This is a genomic window from Altererythrobacter sp. BO-6, from assembly GCF_011047315.1.
GTDB lineage: Bacteria > Pseudomonadota > Alphaproteobacteria > Sphingomonadales > Sphingomonadaceae > Erythrobacter.
Genome location: NZ_CP049259.1, coordinates 2,308,385 through 2,333,757, shown reverse-complemented (window position 1 = coordinate 2,333,757; position 25,373 = coordinate 2,308,385). Strand labels below are relative to the sequence as shown.

Here is a 25,373-nt window from a genome sequence, read left to right as displayed (position 1 = left end):
TAAAGGTCAAACACAATGCGTGGGAGGGGCGATTGGCCGGACGCGTGGTAGTGATCGGTGCCGGCATGGGCGGTCTCGCCTGTGCGGCGCTGCTTGCCGCGCGCGGATGCCACGTCACCGTGGTCGAGAAAGATAGCTGGGCAGGCGGCAAGGCACGCACCGTCGAGGTCGATGGCGCGATGATCGACGGCGGGCCGACCGTCTTCACCCTGCGCGATGTGTTCGATGGCATTTTCCGAGCAGCGGGCGCAGAACTGGACGATTACGTGTCGACCAGCCGAGCCTCGATCCTGGCGCGGCATGCGTGGGACGATCAAGCTCAACTTGATCTCTACGCTGACCCACAGCGCAGCGAGGAAGGGATCGGCGATTTTGCCGGAGCGGCTGCAGCAGCGGGTTACCGCGCATTCAGGGCCGATGCCCGGCGGATCTATGCGACGCTCAATGACACGATGCTGCGCGCCAGCAAGCCCGCCTGGCCGCCCGCGCTGATGTGGCGGATCGGCCTCGCCAATATCGCTGACCTGCACGCCATCCACCCCTACACATCGATGTGGAATGCGCTGGGCAGCCATTTCCCGGACCAGCGGCTGCGCCAGCTGTTCGCGCGCTATTCGACCTATTGCGGTTCATCGCCCTTTGCCGCGCCCGCTACGCTGATGCTGATCGCCCATGTCGAGGCGATGGGCGTGTGGCTGATCGATGGCGGGATGAGCGCGCTGGCCGCTGCGCTGCAAAAGCTGGGTGAGCGCCATGGTGCGCACTACCGCTTCGGCGAGGCGGTTGAACGGGTCGAGCTAACGGGCGGGCGCGCCAGCGGCGTGATACTCGCAAATGGCGAGCGGATTGCTGCCGATGCCGTGATCACCAATGCCGATCCGGCAGCGATTGCCGCTGGCCGGTTCGGCAATCACGCCGCCCGCGCGGTCAGCGCCTACCCGGCTGGCAAGCGCTCGCTCTCCGCCTTCGTCTGGTATGCGCACAGCAAATCGACGGGCTTTCCGCTGGTGCGGCACAATGTCTTCTTCTCGCCGGATTATCCGCGCGAGTTCGCCGACATCGCTGACGGCTCCCTGCCGTCTGACCCGACTGTCTATGTCTGCGCGCAGGATCGCGGCGCCGTGGTTGGTGCCCCCGAACCAACAGGCCGCGAACGGCTACAGATCATCGTCAATGCGCCAGCCGATGGCGACACCCATGCCTATACTTCCGAGGAGATCGAGCGATGCACCACCGCCATGACGCGCAGCCTCAGCCGCTGCGGACTGGAACTGGAGGAACCCTTCGCGCACCAGCTGGCGACGCCGAATACATTCGAGAGGCTCTGGCCCTCGACCGGCGGAGCGATCTATGGACGGGCCTCGCACGGATGGGCGGCGTCCTTCCTCCGCCAGGGCACACGCACGCGGATCCCTGCGCTCTATTGCGCGGGCGGCAGTACCCATCCCGGGGCGGGCGTGCCGATGGCGGCCTTGTCCGGACAGCTGGCAGCCGCGACGGTGCTGCAAGACCTTGCTTCGATGCGGAAATCCTACCCGGCGGCTATGGCTGGTGGTATATCGATGCCCTCAGCGCAGACCGAAGGCACGGGCTGACCATCATCGCCTTCGTCGGCAGCGTCTTCTCACCTTATTACAGGGCCAGCGGGCGGCACGAGCCGGAAAACCACGCGGCGCTCAACGTCGCGCTCTATGGGCCGAGCGCGCGCTGGACCATGACCGAGCGGCAGAGCGCATTGGTGCGCCGCGATCGCGACACGTTGCAGGTCGGCCCCAGCGCGGTGCGCTGGTACGGCGACCATCTGCAAATCGACATCGTCGAGCGCGACAAACGGCTTGGCATTCCGTGGCGTCGGCACGTGCGCGGCACGGTGCGGCTCTACCCTGAGACGCTGAATTCGACCGCCTTTGCGCTCGATCCGGAAGGGCACCACCTGTGGCATTGCCTTGCCCCGCGCGCGCGGGTGGAAGTGGAGATGACGCAGCCAGAATTGCGCTGGAGCGGCGAGGCCTATCTCGATTCCAATTTCGGCCGCGAGTCGCTGGAAGAAGGGTTTCGCGTATGGCACTGGTCGCGCGCGCATCTCGGACGCGAGGCAGTCGTCTGCTATGAAGGTGTCCGCCGCGATGGCAGCGGTTTTGCCAGTGCGCTGCGGTTTGATGCCTCGGGCACGCCGCACGAGGCGGAGCTGCCGCTGGTCGCGCCCTTGCCCAATACGCTGTGGCAGATGACGCGCCGGACCCGCGCCGATCGCGGCCATGCCAGCGTGCTCAAGACCTGGGAGGATGCGCCCTTCTATGCCCGCTCGACGCTCGCTTCGCGGCTCTATGGCGAACAGGTGGTGGCGGTGCAGGAAAGCCTCGATCTGGACCGCTTCGCTTCGCCAGTGGTGCAATTCATGCTGCCGTACCGGATGCCCAGAAAGGACTGATCATTCGGCGTCGCGGCGTTCGGCCTTCTTCGCCTTGTCCTTGGCGATTTCGCGATTGACCGACCAGATCTGGTACGCCCCGAAACCGAGCGCGACGGTGGCGGTGAACAGCACTTCGACGATGGCGAAATTGCTGCCAACGAAGCTGCGAAACGCCTCCCACATCGTCATTCTCCCGCTGAAATCGGCTGCGCAATTGATTCAATCAACGCCGCGGCCTGATCTGGCGCCTCTTCATGCGCAAGATGGCCCAGATTTCCCATCAGTTCCAGCCGCGCACCCGGGATGCGCGCTGCTGCCGCTTCGACCGAACCGAGCGGCACAGCGGTGTCACCGCGGGCATGGACCAGCAGCACCGGATTGGCGACATCGCCGAGCCGCCGCGAGAATGCCTCAAGGTCCCAATGCGCCATCATCGCCAGCGCGCCGCGCGTGTGATGCGAACTGGCAAACAGCCGGGCATAGCAGCGCAGCGAGACCGGATCGGTGCGCGAACCGGTCGAACGCTCAAGGAAACGCGAAGGATCGCCCGCCAGGCGCGACACGCCGGAGAAGACTTTCGGCACAAAGGGATTAAGCAACAACAGCTTGGCCATGCCCGGGAAGATCTGCGCCGCCGCCCCGGGAAAGGGGGTTAGCGCGGGGTTGAAGCCGACCACTGGCGTGCGCCGATCGACCACGCCATCAAGGGCCATCTGCAGCGCGATCGCCGCGCCGGCGGAATGGCCTACCAAGGCAGTCGGCTCCACACCAAGCGCGACCACAAGCGCCGCCACGGCCCGCGCCATTGCGGGCAGGCTGGCGCGATGGCTCACCGGGTCGCCCCCGGTGAAACCATGCAGCGGCAGGTCGGGCACAATCACCGTGACGTTCTGGGCAAGAAGCGGTGTCACCCGATGCCAGCTGTGGCTCGATGCGCCGGTGCCGTGGAGCAGCAGTATTGGCGGCCCCTCCCCCATCTGCTGCACATGCCAGGTGAGGCCATCAGCTTCGACAAAGCGGCTGGCCCCGCGATGCGGCCAGTCACGCCCTTCGACGTCCCAGCGCAGGGCGCCGCTCATCGTGCGAATTGCGGCGCAGGCTGGGCCGCGCTCACCGCCCGCTCAAGCGCGGCGGCATCGGCCAGGGGCAGCGGCAGGTAGCGCGCCTGCATCGCCTTGGCGAGCTCCGCCGCTTCGGGGCGCGGACGCGGCGAGATGTCGATCACGATCCCCTCGATCCCGCGCAGGGCAAACCCGCGCGCGGCCGCCAGCGCATCTTCCTTTGCCTGCGTCCGCCCAGGCGCGCCATCTGCGGCGATATTGGCGCTGCCATCGGTCAGGCAAACCACAAAGGGTGTGCGCCCGCGCGACGCCACCGCCAACGCCATCTGCAAGCCGAGCTGCAACCCGGAGGCCAGCGGTGTGCCGCCCCCGCCCGGCAGTTCCGACAAGGCACGCCGCGCGCGAGTTAGCGAGCGGGTCGGGGGCAGCAGCACTTCCGCCCCTTCGCCGCGAAAGGCGATCAGCGCCACTTCGCTACGTTTGACATAGGCCTGCGCCAGGATGCGCTCGACCGCGCCCTTGGCCTCGGCCAGCCGCGCGATCGCCGCAGAGCCTGAAGCATCGACGCAGAAGATCGTCACCGAACCCGCGCGTTCCTCAAACCGGCGGATGCGCAGATCGTCTTTCTCGATATGGAGCGCGGTCATCGCACTTTCGCCGCGTTCGTGCCGCCGCAGCGGCTGCCATGGCGCCGCCGCGCGCAGGCTGTCGATCAGCGCCAGCCGCGCCCCGCCACGCGGGATGCCGGGCCGCGCGCCGAGCGGCTTGCCGCGCAGCTTCGACATGCTGCGCTTGCCGCCGCCTCCGCCTTGCGCACTCCTCCGCATCTTGCCCGCGGCAATCTGAGCCAGCACATCGGGCGGGATCGCGGCGAGCGCGGCTTCGACCAGCATTTCGTCCGGCGGCATTTCGCCTGAGCTTTGTTTCTCGCCATCGGACGAATCCTCGCCCTGATCGGGCGGAGGGGGTGCATCGTCGTCTGCGGGCGCTTCGGGCAGCTGGGTGGCACGGGGGCTGAGCACCAGCCGAACCGCAGCAGCCAGATCCTCTTGCCGCACCTTCTTGCGCCGGTTGAGCGCGGCATGCGCCCGTGCCGTGGCCAGCGCAAACAGCAATGGACGCACCGAGTCGATCCCCAGCGCGGCCGAAACGGCAGCGAGCGCGGCAAGCTGCTCGTCATCCAGCCCTGCCACCTGGCTGATCGAAAACGGCTTCGTATCGGCAGTATCTGCAACGTCGATCGATGCCACACGCGAAAGGTCACACTCGAACGCCACCCGATCGCGCAGTGCCGCCGCAGGCCGGTCATCAGGCTCGCGCCCGTCATCCAGCAGCACCAGGGCAATTGCGCCATCGTCCATCGCCTGCGCCAGCCGCCCGGCGGTTGCTTCGCGCATGCGCTCGGCCATCGGCACCAGCACCACGCCGCCCTGCGCTTCGCTCAATAGTCCGCAGCGCTGCACCGCGCGGCCTTCGGCTAGGCTGGCAGCGACGTCGATCCCGCCGAGCAGTCCCTCGTCATCGGCATTGGCCGGAAGTCGCCGCCAAGGAGCGCTTTCAGGCAAGGCAGCGCGAAGGCGCTCCAGCACCAGGTCGCGCGCCGGGCCGCCGCCGCGCAGGCAAATCCCGCCAAGGCTGGTAGGTGCAATTGCCAGCAGGCGCGCCGCCAGCAGCGCATCGGCCAGTGGGTCGAAAGCAGGCTCCGGCGCAGGCGCGCCGATGCTCATCCGAAGAGCTCGGCCACCGCGCGTTCGATCCGCACGGTCGAGCCGGTTTCGTCAAGCACATCGCGCCGCAAGCGGTGGCGCAGCGCCATCGGGGCAACCGCCAGCACATGCTCGCGCTTGACCTTTCGCGCACCGGCAAGCGCCGCATAGGCGCGGCTTGCACGCATCAGCGTCAGTTCGCCGCGCAGCCCGTCAACGCCCACCGCCATGCAGAGCTGCGCTGCATCCGCCAGCACATCGTCCGGCAGCTCGATTGTCTGGACGCGTTTCTGGCCGCGCGCGATCTGCTTGACGATCTTGTCGTCTTCTGCCTGCCACTCTGTGGCAAAGCCTTCCGGATCGCGTTCCTGCGCGCCGCAGCGGCGCATGATCTCGACCCGCTGTTCGATTTCGCGCGGGGTGCGCACCTCGACCGACAGACCAAAGCGGTCGAGCAATTGCGGCCGCAGCTCGCCTTCTTCGGGGTTGCCGCTGCCGATCAGCACGAATTTGGCGCGGTGGCGCACTGACAGCCCCTCGCGCTCGACCACGTTTTCACCTGATGCCGCCACATCGAGCAGCAAATCGACGAGGTGATCCTCAAGCAAATTGATCTCGTCGATATAAAGGAACCCGCGATGCGCCTTCGCCAAGAGGCCGGGCTCGAACGCTTTTTCACCCTGCCTGAGTGCCTTCTCAAGATCGAGCGAACCCACCACCCGGTCTTCGGTCGCGCCCAATGGCAGATCGACAAACGGGACCGCGCGCTTTGCATTACGGCCCGAGGTGCAAGGGTCAGGGCAAGTGCCGCGCTGTTCGGGCAGGCAGTGGTAACGGCAGCCCTCGACCGTGGTCATCGGCGGCAGCAAGGATGCAAGCGCGCGGCTGGCGGTGGACTTGCCCGTGCCGCGATCGCCAAACACCATGACGCCGCCGATCGACGGATCGACCGAGGCGATCAGCAGCGCCAGTTTCATCTCGTCCTGGCCAACAATCGCAGAGAAGGGAAAACGCGCCATCTGTCCACTGTTCTGGACAAGTTGCAGCGTCAGGACAAGCGATTAAGTGATCAGCCGGGTTTTCCGCCATCGGGAAACAGGCGCCGCTTGAGCACGCGCATCCCGATCCAGATCACCAACACAACTGGGATCACCAGCGCAGCGATCACATAGGTCTTGTCGAGCCCATAATCCTTCAGCGGCAATCCTGCGAGCAGATAGCCGATCAGGCCGATCAGGTAATAGCTGAGCGCGACGACCGAGAATCCCTCGACCAGTTGCTGCAGCCGAACCTGCATCCGTGTGCTGCGCTCCATCGAATGGAGCAATTGCGCGTTCTGGTTCTCGATCCGCGTTTCGATCCGGGCGCGAAGGAGCGAGGACAGCTGGACTGCACGCAGCGCCAGCTGGCGCACCCGCGCGGTGGTCGCTTCGCAGGTGTTCATCGCCGGGAAGAAGCGGCGCTGGGTGAAATCGGTCAGTGAGGCAAAGCCGGCAATCGGGCGCGGATCGACCTGCGCCAGCCGGTCGTTCACCAGCTGGGCATAGGCCTTGGTCGCATCCATCCGGAAGGAGATCGATGTCTCGATCGCCGCAAGCTCAAGCGACAGTTCGGACAAGGTGTCCATCAGCTGGTCGTCGGTTTCGTCGCGATTGCCGATCCGCGCGGCAAGATCTCGCAGGCGGGCCTCGGCTTCATCCAGCTTGGGCCAGCATTCGCGCGCGACCGGCAGCCCCAGCAGGGCCCGGTTGCGGTAATTGCCCAATTCCTGCAGCCGCTGGACCTGGCGCGTGATTTCCGCCGGATCGGCCCCATTCGCCGCAACCAGCAGACGGCCATAGCCATCGTCTTTGAGCCGGAAGTCGGACCACATGCGCAGCGGACCACCGAAATGGCACGACACCGTTTCTGCGGGAATGAAGCCGACCTGGGGCAGGATCGCTTCGATCTCGCGGTCGCTCTGCGCGACCCAGATCCGGGTACTGCGCACGATCCGGCCGGGCAGCGCGGTCGCCCAGTCAAGTGCCGCCTGCAGTTCGGCATGGCTGTCAGGATCGAGGAAGGCATCGGCTGCGGCCCCTACCGCAAACAAGGTCAGGCTGGTGCCTTCGCTGTGCCGTTCCCAGACGAACCGAACGTCCTCGCCCAGCCGACCTGCGCGATAGCTGGGATTGCCGAGCACATCCTGCGGCAGCGCCTTGACCTCAATCGCGGCAAGTTCGTCGGCGCGCTCGTCGTCATCGACAATCAGCACCCACTGGACGATCACACAGGGCACATCCAGCTGCGGCCAGCGGCGCAGGTGCATTTCGCCAACGGCCAGTTTGCGCAGTTCATGATCACGCATGGGCTTCAATCCCCCCTGCTGTGCCGGAATCGAACCGTAAGCGGCCGATGTGCGGAACGTCTACCGCATGCAACCGCGCAAGGCGACCTGCGGTTCCCGAAGGATGGTCTGGCTAACCGTGCCCGGCCGCGATGCCCTGGGCCAGCATGGTGTTTACCAGGGCGGCAATTTCATCGGAGTCGCGGCCGATTTCGTCCCAGACCGCGAAGCGCAGGCCGACAAAAACGTTCATCCCCATCAATGCCCAGGCCTGCACTTCGCCCAGGCCGGACCGGAATGCGCCGCTTTCGCCCCCGGCCTTCAGGCGCTGTTCGATCAGCTTGGCGATCGTCTCGTAATGGGCGCGATAACTGGCGGGGTCGACGAATTCGGCTTCGTCGATAATGCGATAGACTTCCTTGTGCTCGCGCGCGAAATCCAGGAACGCCGCCAGCGCGGCCTGTTCGACTTCCAGCGGCTTCATGTCTTCGGTCAGCGCGCTGCGGGCGCTGACCTTGACCGCATCACTCATGTCGCTCACCAGCGCGCGGAACAGCGCATCCTTGCTGTCGAAATAGGTGTAGAAGCTGCCCAGCGCGACCCCAGCCCGCCGCGTGATCGAGCTGATCGAAGCATCGTGGAAGCCCTTTTCGCCGAACTCCACCGCTGCCGCATCGAGCAGCTTGCGCAGCGTGCGGCGCCCGCGTTCTGTGCGCGGCGTCTTGTCCGTCTCGACTGGCTGCATCCCCGTCATCACCCCTCACCTGACCGATACATCGCCTGTTAGCATGCAAAATCAGAACTTGAAAGGTGGTTCAACTTTCAATATTGGGGAGGAAAGAGTTTTGGGAGGAGATCACCGATGAATTCCGCCGTTTTGATTCGCCGCAGCGCATTCCTGGTTGGCTGCGCCGCCGCTGCCCTCGTGGCCGCGCCCGCTTCAGCGCAGGACGCCGGTAATGGCATGCCCGAAGCCAGCACGGGCGAGGAAGGCAATGTCATCATCGTCACCGCACGCCGGCGCGAGGAACGCGCGATTGATGTGCCGATCGCCGTCACCGCAATTTCCGGCCAGCAACTGGCTGACCAGGGCGCGCTCGACCTGACCGATGTCGGCAACCTGGCCCCCAATGTGACGCTCGAGACTTCGCGCGCCACCAATTCCACCCTCTCCGCCTTCATCCGCGGCATCGGCCAGCAGGACCCGGTTTCGGGCTTCGAACAAGGCGTCGGCATCTATCTCGACGATGTCTATCTCAACCGTCCGCAGGCCGCCGTGCTCGACATCTATGACGTCGAGCGGATCGAAGTGCTGCGCGGGCCCCAGGGCACGCTTTATGGCCGCAACACCATTGGCGGCGCGGTGAAATATGTCACCAAGCGCCTGCCGCAGGATGTCACACTGAAAGCCCGCGCAACCTATGGCACTTACGACCAGGCTGAAGGCGTGGTTTCGGTCGGCGCACCGGTGAGCGACCTGGTGCGGGTCGGCGGGTCAGTCGCGCGCCTGTCGCGCGGCGGCTTTGGTGACAACCTCACCACCGGGCTCGAGAACTACAACAAGGATATCTGGGCCGGCCGGCTGAGCATGGAAATGGGCGGCTATGGCGAGCCAGTGTTCCTGCGCATCCAAGGCGACTACACGCGCGACAAGAGCAATCCGCGTGGCGGCCACCGCCTGATCCCGGGCCTCGTTTCGGGCGCCCCTGTGCTCAAGAACGTGTTCGATACGCGCGGCGGGCTGAACGATCCCGAACAGGACGTCGAAGCCTATGGCGTGATGATGAATGCCGAAATCGACCTGTCGGATGCGCTGCAGCTTCGTTCGATCTCGGCATGGCGCAAGGATACCAGCGATACGCCGATCGACTTCGACGCGCTCCCTGCAGTCGATCTTGACGTGCCGGGCCGTTACCTCAACGAGCAGCTGAGCCAGGAAGTGCAGCTGCTGTGGGACAATGACGGGCCGCTGTCCGGCCTGCTGGGCTTCTATTACCTCGACGCCAAGGCGGACACACTGTTCGACGTGCGCCTGTTCACGGCCTTTGCCGGCCTCACCGCCTATACCGAGGCCAATGTCGACACGGAAACCTATGCCGTGTTCGGCGACTTCACCTTCGATGTGACCGAACAGATTTCGGTTTCGGTCGGCGGGCGTTACACCTGGGACGAACGCTCCGCTGAAATCCTGCGCCAGAATTACCTGGGCGGCGGTTCGCCTGAGTTCGGCGGGCTAGGTATTCCGTTCGGCGCGCCCAGCACCAATTTCGACGGTTCGCGCGACTTCAAGAAGTTCACCCCGCGCGCTTCGATCAGCTTCATGCCGACGCCCGATCACAATATCTACGCCAGCTATTCGCAAGGCTTCAAAGGCGGCGGGTTTGACCCGCGCGGCGTGGGTACGAACGCGCCCGACCTTGATAACAACGGCACGAGGTCCGACGCCGAAATCGCCCAGTTCCTGAGCTTCCGGCCCGAGCAGGTCGACAGCTACGAAGTGGGCTACAAGGGCTCGCTGGCGGGCGGCGCAGTGAATGTCGCGGTCGCAGCCTTCTATGCCGACTATACCGACGTGCAGATCCCCGGCTCTGTCGCCTGCACCGTTTCCGGCCTGCCCAGTTTCTGCGGGGTAGTTTCAAACGCCGGCAAGGCCACGATCAAGGGGCTGGAATTCGAAGGCAATGCGCGCTTCGGCAATGGCTTCAACCTGGCGGTGACCGCAGGCTGGGTCGACGCCCAGTATGACGAATATATCACCAATATCGGCAACACGCCCACCGATGTGGCCGAATTCCGCAAGGTGCAGAACACGCCCGAGTTCACCGGATCGGCCAACCTCAGCTATACCATGCCGGTGGGCGAGGCCGACGTCTTCATGAATGTGGGCGTCAGCTATCGCAGCAAGACCTACCAGTTCGAAATCCCCAATCCATATCTTGACCAGGACGGCTATGCGCTGGTCGATGCCAGCCTGGTCTACAAGGCACCGGGCAACCGCTGGACGATCGGGGTCTACGGCAAGAACCTGCTGGACAAGGAATACAAGACCAGCGGCTATACCTTCGTGGCAGTCAACCCCACGACCGGTGCGATCATCCCGGGTACCAATGGCGCTCCGGTTGTCCCGACACTGGGCCCCGAAGGCACGCTGACCGCCTTCTACGGCAATCCGCGCCAGGTGTTCGTGACGGGTACGCTCAACTTCTAGCCTCCCTCCCTGTGGCCGGCGGCATCCCCTCCCATGAAGCCGCCGGCCCGAACCCCATTCGGATACGATTGATCCTGATCAATGAACTGCTGCGCAAATCGTGGCAGGATTGCTCCATTGGTCAAAGGAGAAGCGTGATGCTGTCGGTCAACGTGGGCAATATGGATCGCATCCTGAGATTGGTAGTGGGCCTGGCGCTGATTGCGATGGTCTTTGTGGGTCCGCAGACGCCCTGGGGCTGGATCGGACTTGTTCCGCTTCTGACCGGTCTTACCCGCAGATGCCCGGCCTACTCGATTTTCGGGCTAAGCACCTGCCAGCGGCGTAAATGATTGCGGAATCGTAGCTGGAAATGCCTATGCCGCTGGTGCATAGGCCCTGCCCATGCACGATATCCGCTTTATCCGCGAAACCCCTGAAGCTTTCGATGCCGCGCTGGCAAAGCGCGGGCTGGAGCCGGTTGCCGCCCATCTGCTCGAGGCGGACGAGGTGCGCCGCGCCGCCGCCACGAGCCTGCAGGAAGCGCAGAACCGCCGCAACGAAGCCTCCAAGCTGATTGGCCAGGCCATGGCCAAGGGCGACAAAGACACGGCCGAAGCGCTAAAGGCCGAAGTTGCTGAATTGAAAGAAGTACTGCCCGCGCTGGAAGAAACCGGCCGCGCGGCGGACCGCCAGCTCGAGGATTTGCTGGCAGCGATCCCAAACCTGCCCGCCAACGATGTGCCCGAAGGCACGGACGAGAACGACAATGTGGAAGTGAGCCGCTGGGGCGAGCAGCCGCAGTTCGATTTCACGCCGCAGGAACACGCTGATATCGCGCCGGCGCTGGGGATGGATTTCGAAACCGGCGCGATGATCAGCGGCGCCCGCTTCACTTTCCTGAAGGGCGGCATGGCAAGGATGCACCGCGCGCTGGCGCAATTCATGCTGGACAAGCAGACGAGTGAAAACGGCTATACAGAATGCGCGCCGCCGCTGCTGGTGCGCGGGGAATCGCTCTACGGCACCGGCCAGCTGCCCAAATTCGCGGAAGACAATTTCCGCACCACCGATGACCGCTGGCTCATCCCCACCGCCGAAGTTTCGCTGACCAACGCGGTGCGCGAGCAGATCATCGACGATCTCTCCACGCCGATCCGCATGACCGCACTCACCCCCTGTTTCCGCAGCGAAGCGGGCGCAGCGGGCAAGGACACCCGCGGCTTCATCCGCCAGCACCAGTTCGAAAAGGTCGAGCTGGTCAGCATCTGCCGTGCCGAGGACGCCGCGACTGAGCATGAGCATATGGTGAAGAGCGCTGAGGGCGTGCTCGAAGCGCTGGGCCTGCCCTATCGCAAAATGCTGCTCTGCACCGGCGACATGGGCTTTGGCGCCCGCAAGACGTTCGACCTCGAGGTGTGGCTGCCCGGCCAGGGCGCCTATCGCGAGATCAGCTCGGTCAGCTGGTGCGGCGAATTCCAGGCGAGACGCATGAATGCGCGCTATCGCCCCGAGGGTGAAAAGAAGACCGCCTTCGTCCATACGCTCAACGGATCGGGCCTGGCGGTCGGGCGCACGCTGGTGGCAGTAATCGAGAACTACCAGCAGGCAGACGGCAGCGTGATCGTGCCGGAGGCGCTCGCGCCATACATGGGCGGCGTCACCAGGCTGGAGACCACCCAAGAGAGAATGGGCACCTGATGCGCATCCTCGTTACCAATGACGATGGCATCCATGCCCCTGGCATCGCGCTGCTTGAGGAAATCGCCCGGCAACTGAGCGACGATGTGTGGGTATGTGCGCCATCCGACAACCAGACCGGCGCGGGCCATTCGCTCACCCTGTCGCTGCCGGTGCGGCTGCGCAAACATGCCGAGCGGCGCTTTTCGGTCACCGGCACGCCAACCGATGCGGTCTCGATCGGGCTCAAGCAGGTGCTCGACAGCCCGCCCGACCTGATCCTGTCGGGCATCAATGCGGGTGCCAATCTGGGCGACGACATCACCTATTCGGGCACGGTCTCCGCCGCGATGGAAGGCGCGCTGGCCGGGATCCGGTCGATCGCGTTGAGCCAGGTGATGAAGCAGGAACGCCCGGCCTGGGGTGATCGCTTTGCCACCGCGCGCGAATGGGGCCCCAAGGTGATCCAGCCACTGATCGGCGCCCCGTTCGAACCGCGCACGCTGGTGACGGTCAATTTCCCCTGCCTCGCCCCGGAAGAGGTGCGCGGCATCCGCGTGGTGCGGCAGGGCTTCCACGATTATGCCCGCGCTTCGGTGATCGAAGGGCGCGATCCGCGCGGCCAGCGCTATTACTGGTTCGGGCTCGACGCGATCGAGCATACGCCCGACCATGGCACTGACCTTGAAGCGATCGGCGAAGGCCATGTTTCGGTCACCCCGCTCCAGCTCGATCTGACCCATCACGCTTCGCTCTCCGGGCTGGCGCAGCGCTTCGGCGGATAGTAAGGCAGAGGGTGTGACGGAGAAACAGCTCGACCGGATCGTCCCCGCCCGGCCGCCGCGCCATTATCGCGGGCCGCACTTCAAGCCACTAAGGCGCGCGGTGAAAGTGCCCGTATGGGGCGATTTCTTCATCCGCATCGGCCTGGCGCTGGCGCTGGTGTTCTTTGTGGTGTTGATCCACTGGTTCGATCGCGGTGGCCTGCGCGACAGCGTGGATGGCGAAGTGAGCTTTTCGGACATCGTCTATTTCACGATGATCTCGATCACCACCACGGGCTTCGGCGATATCGCCCCGGTGACTGACCGCGCGCGGATGATCGAAGCGATCATCGTCACGCCGATCCGCTTTGCCGTGTTCTTCATTTTCGTTGGCACGGCCTATAATTTCATCATCAAGCGCAGCTGGGAGAAGTGGCGCATGGAACGTATCCAGGAAACTCTTGCCGATCACATTGTCGTGCTGGGGTTCGGCGTGTCCGGCTCCGAAAGCGTGCACGAACTGATCGAGCGCGGGGTCGATCCGCACAATATCGTGGTGGTCGATCCCAGCGAGGAGCGGCTCACCGAGGCCGAAAAGCTGGGCTGCAATGTCATGGCCGCCGATGCGACGCGCGATGCCACACTCGATGCCGTGCGCATAGCCAGCGCCCAGCGCGTGCTGGTGTCCGCCGGACGCGACGACACTTCGATCCTGATCGTGCTGACGGTGCGCGCGCTCGCGCCCGATGTGCCGATCAGCGTGGTGGTGCGCGCGGATGACAATGAATCGCTCGCGCGGCAAGCTGGCGCCAATACCGTGATCAACCCGGTGCGCTTTACCGGCTTGCTGCTCGCGGGCAGCGCACGCGGCGCGCATATCGCCGATTACCTGGCCGATCTTGCTTCGGTAACGGGCCGCGTCCAGCTGGTCGAACGCGAAATCACTGACGATGAATGCGGTTGCGCGATCGACGCACTGACGAGCGGCGGGCGCGGGCTCAGGATTTACCGCGATGGCGAAGCGCTCGGTTTCTGGGAAGCCGAATGCCAGAGCCTCAAGAAAGGCGATGTGATCGTCGAAATCGTCCCGACCGGGAACGGCAAAGCCTAGCTGGCGCAAGTCGCCGCGCTGGTGTAGGGGCGCGCCGTCTATGAGCACTACGTCCACCTTGATCCCCGACCAGAAGAAGGTCGGCATGGTTTCCCTCGGCTGCCCCAAGGCGCTGGTCGATTCCGAGCGCATCCTTACCCGGCTGCGCGCCGACGGCTATGCGATGAGCCCCGATTACGCCGGGGCGGACGTGGTGCTGGTCAACACCTGCGGCTTCCTTGATTCCGCTAAGGAAGAAAGCCTCGCCGCGATCGGCGAAGCGATCGCCGAGAACGGCCGGGTGATCGTCACCGGCTGCATGGGCGAGGAAGCGGATGTGATCCGCGCCAAATACCCGCAGGTCCTGGCGGTTACCGGCGCGCATCAATACGAGCAGGTGGTCGAAGCCGTGCACGAGGCCGCGCCGCCTTCGCAGGGTCCTTTCATCGACCTGATCCCGCAGCCGGACATTAAGCTCACCCCACGCCACTACAGCTATCTGAAGATCAGCGAAGGCTGCAACCACTCCTGCGCCTTTTGCATTATCCCGCAGCTGCGCGGCAAGCTCGCCAGCCGCCGGGTCGATGCCGTACTGCGCGAAGCGGAAAAGCTGGTTGCGGCTGGGACGAAGGAACTGCTGGTGATCAGTCAGGATACCTCTGCCTATGGCGTCGATATCCGGCATGAAGAACGCGAGTGGAAAGGCCGCCCTGTCCGCGCGCATATGACCGACCTGGCCCGCGAACTGGGCCAGTTGCGCACTCCGGGAGGCGAGACCCCCTGGGTGCGGCTGCACTATGTCTACCCCTACCCGCATGTTGATGCGGTGATCCCCCTGATGGCGGAAGGGCTGCTGACGCCCTATCTCGACATCCCGTTCCAGCACGCATCGCCATCGGTGTTGCGCGCCATGAAGCGCCCGGCGAATGAGGCCAAGGTGCTTGAACGGCTCAAGAGCTGGCGCGAAATCTGCCCTGATATCGCGGTCCGTTCCAGCTTCGTGGTCGGCTTCCCCGGCGAGACCGAGGACGATTTCCGCTACCTGCTCGACTGGCTCGAAGAAGCGCAGCTTGACCGGGTCGGCGCCTTCCGCTTCGAACCGGTCGAAGGCGCAGCGGCCAATGCTCTACCCGATCCGGTGCCCGAAGCGGTCAAGGAAGAGCGCTACGCCCGGATCATGGAAGTGACCGAGCGGATCAGCGCGGCGAAATTGCAGGCGAAGATCGGCAAGGTGCTGCCCGTCATCATCGACGAGGTCGGCGAACCCGACGAAGATGGCGACATTGGCGCGACAGGGCGTTCACAGGCCGATGCGCCGGAGATCGACGGCGCGGTCTATCTTCGCAATGTCCCGGCCTCGCTAAAGCAGGGTGACATCGTCAGCGTCGAAGTGGAAGACGCCGACGCGCATGACCTTTTCGGGGTCATCACCGGCTAACTTGGGGAATCAGCTGCTGCCGCGTTCCAGCAAGCGCACCGGCACGCGGCGGATGCTGGGGTGCACCCCGTCCTCAGCCGTTACCGCTTCGACCAGCAGCCGCCCGGCAAGATCTAGATCGGGTTCGATCGAGGTCAGCGGAGGATTGCTGAGCTCGCCAGCGGGCAGACCGTCGAAGCCTACCACTTTCACTGCATCAGGCACCTTCACGCCCGCCGCGTTAAAGGCTTCGAGCACGCCGAAGGCGATCGCATCGCACACGGCAAACACGCCGTCGAATGCTTCCCCGCTTTCCAGCAGGGCCGCAGCCGCCAGGCGACCTTGCTCGCGCCGGTCCTTCCCCTGCTCGATCGACACCAGCCGTGCATCAAGGCCCAGCTCTTTGGCGCGGGTGAGAAAACTGTCCGTGCGTTCGGCAAACTGGCGCTGGACCGAGCCATGCGACCCGATGCAGACAAGTTTCTTGCAGCCGCGATCGGCCAGATGCTCGGCCGCCAGCCGCGCGCCGGCATGGTTGTCCGAACTGACCCAGTCGAGATCGCCCATCGGCGAGCCCCAATAGGCGACCGGCTGGCTGGTTTCGCCTATCTTGCGGAAAAATTCCCACGCGGGCCGATTGGCGGTGGTACCGATCACGATCAGCCCCTCGGCCTGGCCGCGCTCCACATAATGGCCGAACAGCCGGTCTTCCTCCGCCTGCAGCGACACCAGCACTTCCAGCCCGCGTTCTGACGCTGCAGTGCAGATACCGCCCAGCAGGGCATAGGAGAACGGATTGACGTCCTTGGCGCTGTGGCCCGGCTTGCAGATCACCACGGTGGCAAGCGTACCGGTGTGGCCGCGCCGCAGGCGTGCAGCGCGCTCGTCAACAAAATAGCCCAGCTCGCGCGCTGCTTCGAGCACACGCACCCGCGTCGCTTCGGTGATGACCGAGGAACCCGACAGTGCGCGCGACACCGTCGACTGGCTGACCCCGGCCTTTTCCGCGACGTCGAAACTGGTCACCCGCACGGGCTTGCGCGGCGTTTCCATATCCTCTTTCCTTGCCCCCGTCCGCTCATGCTTTGCGGCGTGTGAATAGCTATGCGATGCTATGGCCGACATTTGGCTGGCACGCTAGATGTCTATGGCACGATGCACGGGAGAAGCGAGCAGATGAATGTAGCCTCGATCACCGGAAGCGGCTTCACCGCCGACCGGTTGCTGCTGTTCGGCGCGACCGGTGACCTGTCGCAGCGGATGCTGCTGCCTTCGCTATGCGCACTGCACGCGGACGAGCTGATTCACGAAGACCTTCGGATCATCGGCACCGCAAGGTCCCCGATGACGGACCATGAGTTTCGCAATTTCGCCCGTGAAGCGCTGGAAAAATACCTGCCGGCCGAGCGGCGCGGCGGGATGGCCGATTTCCTCAACCGGCTCAGCTACCAGTCGCTCGATGCGACTACGCTGGAAGGCTACGAGGCGCTGGCTGAAAAGGTCGGCGACCCCAAGCATGGCCTCGCCATTTTCCTGTCGACCGCGCCCAGCCTGTTCGAGCCGACCATCAAGGGACTGCAGCATGCGGGACTGGATGGTGCCAACGTCCGGATGTGCCTCGAAAAACCGCTGGGGACAGACCTCGCGAGCAGCTGCGAAATCAATGATGCGGTCGCTTCCGCCTTCCCGGAAGACCGGATTTTCCGGATCGACCACTATCTGGGCAAGGAAACGGTGCAGAACCTGCTAGCGCTGCGCTTCGCCAATCTGATGTTCGAGCCGATCTGGAATGCGGCGCATATCGACCATGTCCAGATCACCGTGGCGGAAACGGTCGGGCTGGAATCGCGGGTCGCCTATTACGATGACAGCGGCGCGCTGCGCGACATGGTGCAGAACCATATGCTGCAGCTGCTGGCGCTGGTGGCGATGGAGCCGCCCGGCAGTTTCGATGCCACCGCCGTGCGCGACGAAAAGGTCAAGGTGCTGCGGGCGCTGCGTGGGGTCGAATCCGGCGAGACAGTGACCGGGCAGTATCGCGCCGGGGCGATCGGCGGGCAGGCGGTGCCCGGCTATGACGAAGAACTGGGCAAGGATTCGGACACGGAAACCTTCGTCGCGATCAAGTCCCACGTCGACAACTGGCGCTGGAAAGGCGTGCCGTTCTACCTGCGCACCGGCAAGCGCCTGCCCGAACGCGTGACGGAAATCGTCGTCCAGTTCCGTTGCGTTCCGCATTCGATCTTCGCCGGCAAAGGCGCGACCATGCAGCCCAACCGGCTGGTGATCGGTATCCAGCCCGAAGAAAACATCACCCTGTCGCTGATGGCCAAGGTGCCCGGGCTTGACCGCGAAGGCATCCGCTTGCGGCAAGTTCCGCTCAACATCGCCATGGCCGATGCCTTTTCCGGCAAGGTGCGGCGGATCGCCTATGAACGACTGCTGCTCGACCTGATCGAAGGCGACCAGACGCTGTTCGTCCGCCGCGACGAGGTGGAGGCGCAATGGCAGTGGATCGATGCGATCCGCGCTGGCTGGCAGGCCGATGGCCTGAAACCCAAGACCTATACCGCCGGCAGCTGGGGGCCGAGCGCCGCAATTGCCCTGGCCGAGCGTGACGGAGTGAGCTGGCATGAGTGATCTCAACCCCACCATCGCGAAAGTCACCCAGCGGGTGATCGAAAAATCGCGCGGCAGCCGCCAGGCCTATCTCGACCTGATGGAGCGCGAGGCCGATCGCGCGCCCGATCGCAGCCAGGTCTCCTGTTCCAACCTCGCCCACGCCTTTGCCGGGGCGCTGGATGACCAGGCGACGATGAAGGCGGGCGGTGCGCCCAATATCGGCATCGTCACCGCCTATAACGACATGCTGTCCGCGCATCAGCCTTATGGTCGTTACCCCGAACGGATGAAGATCTATGCCCGCGAAGTGGGCGCCACCGCGCAAGTCGCGGGCGGTACCCCCGCGATGTGCGACGGGGTGACGCAGGGCGAAGACGGCATGGAGCTGTCGCTGTTCAGCCGTGACGTGATCGCGCTCTCGACCGGGGTCGCGCTCAGCCACGCGATGTATGACGGGATGGCGCTGCTTGGCATTTGCGACAAGATCGTGCCCGGGCTGATGATCGGCGCGCTGCGGTTCGGCCATTTGCCCGCCGTCTTCGTGCCGTCCGGCCCGATGCCCAGCGGCGTCGCCAACAAGGAAAAGCAGCGCGTGCGCCAGCTCTATGCCGAAGGCAAGGTGGGCCGGGACGAGCTGCTCGCGAGCGAAATGGGCAGTTACCATTCGCCCGGCACTTGCACCTTCTACGGCACTGCCAATTCGAACCAGATGATGATGGAGATGATGGGGCTGCACATCCCCGGCTCCGCCTTTATCCAGCCGGGCACGAAGCTGCGCCAGGCGCTCGACCGGGCGGCGGTTCACCGGATCGCGGCCCTTGCCGGCACGCGGGAACGCACCATGGCCAAATGCGTCGACGAAAAGGCGATCATCAATGCCGCGATCGGCCTGCTCGCGACTGGCGGATCGACCAACCATGCGATCCATATCCCGGCGATGGCGCGCGCGGCGGGCGTGCAGTTCGACTGGGACGATTTGAGCGAGCTGTCGAGCGTTGTACCGCTGGTGGCGCGGGTCTATCCCAACGGCTCGGGCGACGTGAACCATTTCCACGACGCGGGCGGCATGGGCTATGTCATCGGCACGCTGCTGAGCGAAGGGCTGGCCCATCGCGACATCCTGACGGTGTGGGATGGCGACCTGGCCGACTACGCCAAAGAACCCGGCCTCGACGGCGAGGACCTAGTCTGGCGCGAAGTCGGCGAAAGTGGCGATGATACCATGCTGCGCCCGGCGAGCGATCCGTTCCAGCCCGACGGCGGGATGCGGCTGGTGCAGGGCAACCTCGGCCGCGGCTGCTTCAAGAGCTCGGCGGTCGAGCGCGAGCGCTGGACGATCGAAGCGCCCTGCCGCGTATTTGAAGACCAGGCATCGGTTGCCGCGGCCTTCAAGGCGGGCGAGCTCGACAAGGATGTGGTGGTCGTGGTCCGCTTCCAGGGTCCGCGCGCCAACGGCATGCCCGAACTGCACAAGCTGACCCCGCCGCTGGGCGTGCTGCAGGATCGCGGGTATCGCGTGGCGCTGGTCACCGACGGGCGCATGTCAGGCGCTTCGGGCAAGGTGCCGGCGGCGATCCATGTGACGCCGGAAGCACTGGGCAGCGGCCCGCTCGCCAAGCTGCGAGATGGAGATTTGGTGAAAGTCTGCGCGGTGACTGGAGAACTCTCGACCACAGCAGACCTTGATGCGCGCGACGCCGCACCCGATCCGCGCCCGGCAATGGGCGTTGGCCGTGAAATTTTTGCCATGTTCCGGCAGTTTGCCGATGGCGCAGAGAAAGGCGGCAGCGCGATGCTGGCGACTGCAGGACTATGACACAGGTCGTTGCCGTAGATATCGGGGGCACCCATGCCCGCTTTGCCATCGCCACTATCGCCAAGGATGGCGGCATCACGCTGGGCGAGCCCGAAACGCTCCACACGGTCGATCACGCCAGCTTCCAGACCGCATGGGAGGATTTCCGCGAGCGGATGGGCGGCACCCTGCCCCGCGCGGTCAGCATGGCGATCGCTGGCCCGGTGGGCGGGGATGTGATCCGCTTCACCAACAACCCGTGGATCATCCGCCCGGCGCTGGTGAAGGAAAAGCTGGGCGTCGACAATTACACCATCGTCAACGATTTCGAAGCCGTGGCGCATGCCGTGGCGCGGGCGAGCGAGGACCAGTTCGTCCACTTGACCGGCCCCGACAAGCCGCTGGCACCGACCGGGCGGCTGAGCGTCCTCGGCCCCGGCACGGGCCTTGGCGTAGCCCATCTCTATCGTGAAGCGGATGGCACCTATCGCGTTTCCGCAACCGAAGGCGGGCATATCGACTTCGCCCCGCTCGATGCGATCGACGATGCGATCCTTGCCCGGCTGCGCAAACGCCATACCCGCGTCTCGGTGGAGCGCGTGGTGGCGGGGCCTGCCATCTCCGACATCTACCAGACGCTCGCCGCGATGGAGGGCAAGGCGGTGGCCGAGGAGGATGACATCGCCATCTGGACCCGTGGGCAGGATGGCAGCGACAGCCTGGCTGCCGCTGCGGTCGATCGCTTCTGCATGTCGCTTGGCAGTGTGGCAGGCGATATCGCGCTGGCCCAGGGTGGCTTCGGCGGCGTCGTGATCGCCGGCGGCCTCGGCTACCGCATCCGCGAGACCTTGCTCAAATCGGGCTTTGCCGAACGTTTCAAGGCCAAGGGCCGGTTCCAGGAGCTGATGGCTTCGATCCCGGTCAAGCTGATCGTCCATCCGCAACCGGGCCTGTTCGGTGCGGCGGCGGCCTTTGCCTCCGAACACGGGAAATCTACCAAGTGAAGCCCATCGAAACCATCATGCGCACCGCGCCGGTAATCCCCGTGATCGTGGTCGACGAAGTCGAGCACGCCGTGCCGCTGGCTGAAGCGCTGGTCGCAGGCGGGCTGCGCGTGCTCGAAGTCACACTACGGACACCGGCTGCGCTGGAAGCGATCGCCGCGATGAAGCAGGTCCCCGGCGCAATCGTCGGCGCGGGCACGGTGACCAATCCGGATGAGCTGGATGCGGCGCTCAAGGCGGGCAGCGAGTTCATCGTTTCTCCGGGCCTGACCGAAGTGTTGGGCAAAGCCGCCATCGCAGCCGACGTGCCGTTCCTGCCCGGCACGGCGACGGCTGGCGACATCATGCGCGGGCTCGACCTGGGCCTGACCCACTTCAAGTTCTTTCCTGCCGCAACCTCGGGCGGGCTGCCCGCGCTCAAGGCGCTCGCCGCACCGTTCGGCCAGTGCCTGTTCTGCCCCACCGGCGGGATCAGCGAAGCAAATGCGCCGGAATGGCTGGCCTTCGAGCCGGTGCTGTGCGTGGGCGGCAGCTGGGTGGCACCGCGCGGGGCGCCAGACCAGGCCGCCATCGAAGCAAGCGCCCGCGCTGCGGCAACGATCGGTCGATGAGGACGGTCCACAACCTCATCGAGCGGCTGAGCCAGCTCCACACGCGGACGCAGGAAACCCCGCTGTTCAATCCGGTTTTCCAGCTGGGGCTGGACCTATCACGCCAGCTTGAGTCCGGAGAGATCGACCTTGATGCGATCGAAGCGCTGGTGGCAGAGCTCGAATGCGACAGCATGCAGAGCCGCGCCGCTCGCCTCAGGCGGCTGGTCGCCCCGGTCGCTCCGGACAAGAACAGGGAAGCGCTGACTTCTACACTTACGGAAAGCGAATTTGCGACATTTCGCGCGCGCTGGGAAAGGCCGCAGCTGCACGCCGTGTTCACCGCGCACCCCACTTTCCTGCTTACCCCCGATCAGTCCGCCGCGGTGGCCGAAGCGGCCAGCAGCAGCGGGGAGATTGGCGACGAAGTCTGCCTGATTCACCACCCGCGCCCGGCGGTCACGCTGGAGCATGAGCACGACCGGGCGATGCGAGCGATCGCCCATGCGCAGGACGCGCGCGATGCGATCGTCACCGAAGTGCTCGATCATGCCGCCGCGCAATGGCCCGGCCAATGGCAGGAACTGGCACCCTTGCCGTTCCGCTTCGCCAGCTGGGTCGGCTATGACATGGACGGGCGCACCGATATCGCCTGGTACACTTCGATCCGCTTCCGACTGGCGGAAAAGGCACAGCGGCTGGGGCGCTATGCGCAGAAGCTGGAGCAGGCGGCGCCGGGCCACCCGCTGGTCGCGCAGCTTTCTGGCGCGGCGGCCTATGCGCAGGAACGCGCGGAAGAATTCGCGGCGGATCTATCCGAGCCAGAGGCGCTTTCGGCAGCGGCCAATCGCCTGACCGCCGATCATCCGGATAAGCTGAGCAGCCTTGCGCCGATCATCGAACAGCTTGAACGTGAAGCGCGCGAGGCCGAAGGGAAAGCCGCCGTGGCGCTCAAGACGCTCGCCGCTGCCATGCGCGCCGACGGGCTGGGCATGGGCTGGATCCACTTCCGGGTGAATTCGAGCCAGCTCCACAATGCGATCCGCCGCCGGATCGACCCCGACAACACGCTCGACTTGGCCAGCCAGGGAGCAATCGCGGCGCTGCGCGACATCCTGGCCAAGGTAAAGCCGCTGCGCAGCAATTTCGCCGCGCTGGCGATCGAAAGCTCTACCGCGATCCGCCAGTTCCTGGCGATGGCGCAGATTCTGGCGCATGTGGATGCCGACGCGCCGATCCGGATGCTGATCGCCGAATGCGAACAGCCGACCACGATCCTGGCCGCGCTCTATTTCGCCAAGCTGTTCGGGATCGACGGCAAAGTCGACGTCTCGCCGCTGTTCGAAACCGAAAGCGCGCTGGAACACGGCGGCCGCTTCCTCGACGCGCTGTGTGCCGAGGAAAGCTATCAGCAGTACGTCCGCCAGCGCGGGCGATTGGCAATCCAGACCGGCTTTTCCGACGCCGGTCGCTTCGTCGGCCAGATACCCGCAAGCCTGGCGATCGAGCGCCTGCAAGGTCGGCTGAGCGAGGCAATGGTCGCCAACGGCCTCACCGATGTTGCCGCCCTGATCTTCAACACCCATGGCGAGAGCATGGGCCGCGGCGCGCACCCTGACAGTTTCGAGGACCGGCTGACCTGGCCGCTCAGCCCCTGGGCCAAGCGCCGTTTCCAGCGCGCGGGAATCCGGCTCGAACCCGAAGTCAGCTTCCAGGGCGGCGACGGCTATCTGTTCTTTGCCACGCCAGAGCTGGCGCGGGCCACGCTGACCCGGATTGCCGAACTGCGCCCGGCCGAAACCGATCCCGATGCCCCGGCCGATCCGTTCTATCGCCGCACCGACCTGAGCCTCGATTTCTACCGCGCGATCCGCAGCCACCAGCGCGAGCATCTGGAAAGCCAGACCTATTCGCGTGCACTGACCGCCTTCGGGCTGGGCCTGCTCAACCCCACTGGCAGCCGCGTGTCGCGCCGCCAGAGCGACCTTGCCGCCGATCGCGAGATGAACCTGCGCCAGATCCGCGCGATCCCGCACAATGCGATCCTGCAGCAGCTCGGCTATCCGGTGAACGTGATTTCCGGCGTCGGCAGCGCAGCCGATGGCACCTATGAAGAGCTGGCGCAGCTGATCATGGAAAGCGAACGCGGGCGCCAGCTGATCCGGCTGGTGCGCAGTTCCAACGCGCTCGCCAGCATCAAGACGGTTGCCGCCTATGGCGAGCTGTTCAACAGCGCCTATTGGGCGAGCCGGCCCTATCGCGGCACTGAAAGCCATCTGTCGGACGCATGCGAGGCGCTCGCCGAATATCTCACCAAGGATGACCGCACCGGCGTGTTCCGGCGGCTTGCCTCGCGGCTGCGCGTCGATGCGCTCAAGCTGCACCGCCTGCTGGCGCTGATTCCGAACGAGCACCCGCTGGAGGATCGCGAGAATATCCGCCGCACGATCGGCGCGGCGCAAGCGATCCGGCTGGCGCTGCTGCAGCACATGTTCCTGCGCGCGGTGTCGATCCCGGCGTTCAGCCGCGCCAATGACATCAGCCGCGACGACGTGCTGGAAATGGTGTTCACGCTGCGGGTCGACGATGCACTGGCGCAGTTGCGCCGTGCCTATCCCACCCATTTCCCGCAGATCACCGATTTCGCGGTCGATGCGCCGAGCGATTACCCGGACGGCGATAACGCCGGCTATTCCCAGATCGGCCGCGACTATATCGATCCTATAGAGCGTGCCTATGCGCTGTGTTTGCGGCTATCGACGGCTATCGCCAACGAATTCGGGGCGCACGGCTAGCGACGCGGCGGCTCGGGAGTAAATATCCATCCGTTCGGAGTTGCGCGGGCCAGCACCCCGGCGAGATTGCCGCTTTCCCCGCGCTCGAGCGCATCGAGCAGTTCGGCCACTTGCGACAGGCGCGTTTCCCCGCCCAGTTGGGCGATCGCGCGCGCCATTACGCGCAAGCGGATCTCGCGCGGGGTTTCGGGCGCGGGGCGATAGGTGATCGCTGATTCGCTCACCCCCACCAAAGCATCCCATTCGGCGTTGGCATAATGCACCAGCGCTGCTTCCGCCTGTTCAAGCCACGCTGCGCTTTGCGCGATAGCTGGCGGATCGAGCCAGTCGGCTGCTGCCAGCGACTTGCGGATGCGCGCGCGATCGAAACGGTCGTCACGGTTTGAGGGATCCTGCACCGGTTCGATGCCGCAGTCCCGCACCAGCGCCTCGAGCTCTGCCTTGCGCCAGTCCAGCAGCGGGCGCAGCACCAGACCGCCACTCACAGGATTGCGCCCCTTCGCGCGGACGCCGGCAAGCCCGCCCAGCCCGCTGCCGCGGTTGAGCCGCATCAACAGCGTCTCGGCCTGGTCATCGGCATGGTGCGCCGTAAGTAGGGCGTCCAGCCCGCGCGCTGCCTGCCAATCGGCCAGTGCGCGGTAACGCGCCTGCCGTGCTTCCTGCTGCAGGTTTCCGGCAGCAACGGTCACTTTCAGGGTCGTATGCGGAACGCCGAGTTGCTCGCACAGGCGGGCAACGCTGGCTGCCTCGTCCGCGCTTTCAGGACGCAGGCCATGGTCGACCGTGGCCGCTTCGACTTCGCCTGGTCGCGCCTGCGCGGCTAGCAGCAGCAAGGCCAGGCTGTCCGGTCCCCCCGAAACCGCCACGCCAAGCCGCGCCGAACCCGCCCCAAGGCGGTCCAGCGCGGCGCGAAATCGCGCGAT

General features: G+C 65.2%; 21 protein-coding genes. 13 read left to right on the top strand and 8 right to left on the bottom strand.

What is annotated here, in order from left to right; all coding sequences use genetic code 11:
• Nucleotides 1-32 precede the first annotated feature (32 nt).
• Nucleotides 33-1,595, top strand: coding sequence for a 1-hydroxycarotenoid 3,4-desaturase CrtD (gene crtD, locus G6N82_RS11415; RefSeq protein WP_165196549.1), 1,563 nt, complete (start codon nt 33-35; stop codon nt 1,593-1,595).
• Nucleotides 1,529-2,431, top strand: coding sequence for a hydroxyneurosporene dehydrogenase (locus G6N82_RS11410; RefSeq protein WP_346773761.1), 903 nt, complete (start codon nt 1,529-1,531; stop codon nt 2,429-2,431). The genes crtD and G6N82_RS11410 overlap by 67 nt, the downstream gene beginning before the upstream one ends.
• On the opposite strand, the gene G6N82_RS11405 is transcribed toward G6N82_RS11410, so the two are convergent.
• The 6 genes from G6N82_RS11405 to G6N82_RS11380 form a co-directional block, all read right to left on the bottom strand.
• Complete coding sequence (locus G6N82_RS11405; RefSeq protein WP_165196545.1) at nt 2,432-2,602, bottom strand: hypothetical protein; 171 nt, start codon at nt 2,600-2,602, stop codon at nt 2,432-2,434.
• Nucleotides 2,599-3,492 carry an alpha/beta fold hydrolase BchO gene (gene bchO / locus G6N82_RS11400; protein ID WP_165196543.1) on the bottom strand — a complete coding sequence of 298 codons (894 nt, stop codon included), beginning with the start codon at nt 3,490-3,492 and terminating at the stop codon, nt 2,599-2,601. Before bchO ends, G6N82_RS11405 begins: the two co-directional genes overlap by 4 nt.
• Nucleotides 3,489-5,201 carry a magnesium chelatase subunit D gene (locus G6N82_RS11395; protein WP_165196541.1) on the bottom strand — a complete coding sequence of 571 codons (1,713 nt, stop codon included), beginning with the start codon at nt 5,199-5,201 and terminating at the stop codon, nt 3,489-3,491. Before G6N82_RS11395 ends, bchO begins: the two co-directional genes overlap by 4 nt.
• Nucleotides 5,198-6,199, bottom strand: a complete 1,002-nt coding sequence (gene bchI / locus G6N82_RS11390; RefSeq protein WP_165196539.1) for a magnesium chelatase ATPase subunit I — start codon at nt 6,197-6,199, stop codon at nt 5,198-5,200. Before bchI ends, G6N82_RS11395 begins: the two co-directional genes overlap by 4 nt.
• Nucleotides 6,200-6,249: 50 nt before the next feature.
• Nucleotides 6,250-7,527 carry a DUF3422 domain-containing protein gene (locus G6N82_RS11385; RefSeq protein ID WP_165196537.1) on the bottom strand — a complete coding sequence of 426 codons (1,278 nt, stop codon included), beginning with the start codon at nt 7,525-7,527 and terminating at the stop codon, nt 6,250-6,252.
• 112 nt (nt 7,528-7,639) lie between these two features.
• On the bottom strand, nt 7,640-8,260 hold the full coding sequence (locus G6N82_RS11380; RefSeq protein WP_165196535.1) for a TetR/AcrR family transcriptional regulator: 621 nt from the start codon (nt 8,258-8,260) through the stop codon (nt 7,640-7,642).
• A gap of 210 nt (nt 8,261-8,470) precedes the next feature.
• Between G6N82_RS11380 and G6N82_RS11375 the strand changes: the two genes are divergently transcribed.
• The 6 genes from G6N82_RS11375 (at nt 8,471) to rimO (ending at nt 15,665) form a co-directional block, all read left to right on the top strand.
• Complete coding sequence (locus G6N82_RS11375; protein WP_241255263.1) at nt 8,471-10,714, top strand: TonB-dependent receptor; 2,244 nt, start codon at nt 8,471-8,473, stop codon at nt 10,712-10,714.
• Between the two features lie 140 nt (nt 10,715-10,854).
• Complete coding sequence (locus G6N82_RS11370) at nt 10,855-11,046, top strand: DUF2892 domain-containing protein (RefSeq protein ID WP_165198201.1); 192 nt, start codon at nt 10,855-10,857, stop codon at nt 11,044-11,046.
• Between the two features lie 52 nt (nt 11,047-11,098).
• Nucleotides 11,099-12,394 carry a serine--tRNA ligase gene (gene serS, locus G6N82_RS11365; RefSeq protein ID WP_165196531.1) on the top strand — a complete coding sequence of 432 codons (1,296 nt, stop codon included), beginning with the start codon at nt 11,099-11,101 and terminating at the stop codon, nt 12,392-12,394.
• Nucleotides 12,394-13,158 (top strand): 5'/3'-nucleotidase SurE, encoded by a 765-nt coding sequence (gene surE / locus G6N82_RS11360; RefSeq protein WP_165196529.1) that lies wholly within the window; start codon nt 12,394-12,396, stop codon nt 13,156-13,158. The genes serS and surE overlap by 1 nt, the downstream gene beginning before the upstream one ends.
• Nucleotides 13,159-13,195: 37 nt before the next feature.
• A complete protein-coding gene (locus tag G6N82_RS11355; protein ID WP_165198199.1) occupies nt 13,196-14,248 on the top strand; it encodes a potassium channel family protein in 1,053 nt (350 codons plus the stop codon).
• Nucleotides 14,249-14,288: 40 nt separating this feature from the next.
• Nucleotides 14,289-15,665 (top strand): 30S ribosomal protein S12 methylthiotransferase RimO, encoded by a 1,377-nt coding sequence (rimO, locus tag G6N82_RS11350; RefSeq protein WP_165196527.1) that lies wholly within the window; start codon nt 14,289-14,291, stop codon nt 15,663-15,665.
• A 9-nt stretch (nt 15,666-15,674) separates the two neighbouring features.
• Here rimO and G6N82_RS11345 read toward each other — a convergent pair whose 3' ends face one another.
• Nucleotides 15,675-16,697 carry a LacI family DNA-binding transcriptional regulator gene (locus tag G6N82_RS11345; RefSeq protein WP_165196525.1) on the bottom strand — a complete coding sequence of 341 codons (1,023 nt, stop codon included), beginning with the start codon at nt 16,695-16,697 and terminating at the stop codon, nt 15,675-15,677.
• A gap of 123 nt (nt 16,698-16,820) precedes the next feature.
• On the opposite strand from G6N82_RS11345, the gene zwf reads away from it, so the two are divergent.
• Genes zwf through G6N82_RS11320 form a run of 5 tightly spaced genes read left to right on the top strand, consistent with a single transcriptional unit; the run spans nt 16,821 to nt 24,450 of the window.
• Nucleotides 16,821-18,284, top strand: a complete 1,464-nt coding sequence (zwf, locus tag G6N82_RS11340; protein WP_165198197.1) for a glucose-6-phosphate dehydrogenase — start codon at nt 16,821-16,823, stop codon at nt 18,282-18,284.
• On the top strand, nt 18,277-20,082 hold the full coding sequence (gene edd, locus G6N82_RS11335) for a phosphogluconate dehydratase (protein WP_165196523.1): 1,806 nt from the start codon (nt 18,277-18,279) through the stop codon (nt 20,080-20,082). Before zwf ends, edd begins: the two co-directional genes overlap by 8 nt.
• Nucleotides 20,079-21,065, top strand: a complete 987-nt coding sequence (gene glk / locus G6N82_RS11330; protein ID WP_165196521.1) for a glucokinase — start codon at nt 20,079-20,081, stop codon at nt 21,063-21,065. The genes edd and glk overlap by 4 nt, the downstream gene beginning before the upstream one ends.
• The gene (gene eda / locus G6N82_RS11325; protein WP_165196519.1) at nt 21,062-21,676 is read left to right on the top strand and encodes a bifunctional 4-hydroxy-2-oxoglutarate aldolase/2-dehydro-3-deoxy-phosphogluconate aldolase; all 615 of its coding nucleotides are present in this window, start codon (nt 21,062-21,064) and stop codon (nt 21,674-21,676) included. Before glk ends, eda begins: the two co-directional genes overlap by 4 nt.
• Nucleotides 21,673-24,450: a phosphoenolpyruvate carboxylase gene (locus G6N82_RS11320; protein ID WP_165196517.1), complete on the top strand. Its 2,778-nt coding sequence runs from the start codon at nt 21,673-21,675 to the stop codon at nt 24,448-24,450. The genes eda and G6N82_RS11320 overlap by 4 nt, the downstream gene beginning before the upstream one ends.
• Here G6N82_RS11320 and tilS read toward each other — a convergent pair.
• On the bottom strand, nt 24,447-25,373 hold the full coding sequence (gene tilS / locus G6N82_RS11315) for a tRNA lysidine(34) synthetase TilS (RefSeq protein WP_277601975.1): 927 nt from the start codon (nt 25,371-25,373) through the stop codon (nt 24,447-24,449). The two genes, G6N82_RS11320 and tilS, sit on opposite strands and share 4 nt — an antisense overlap.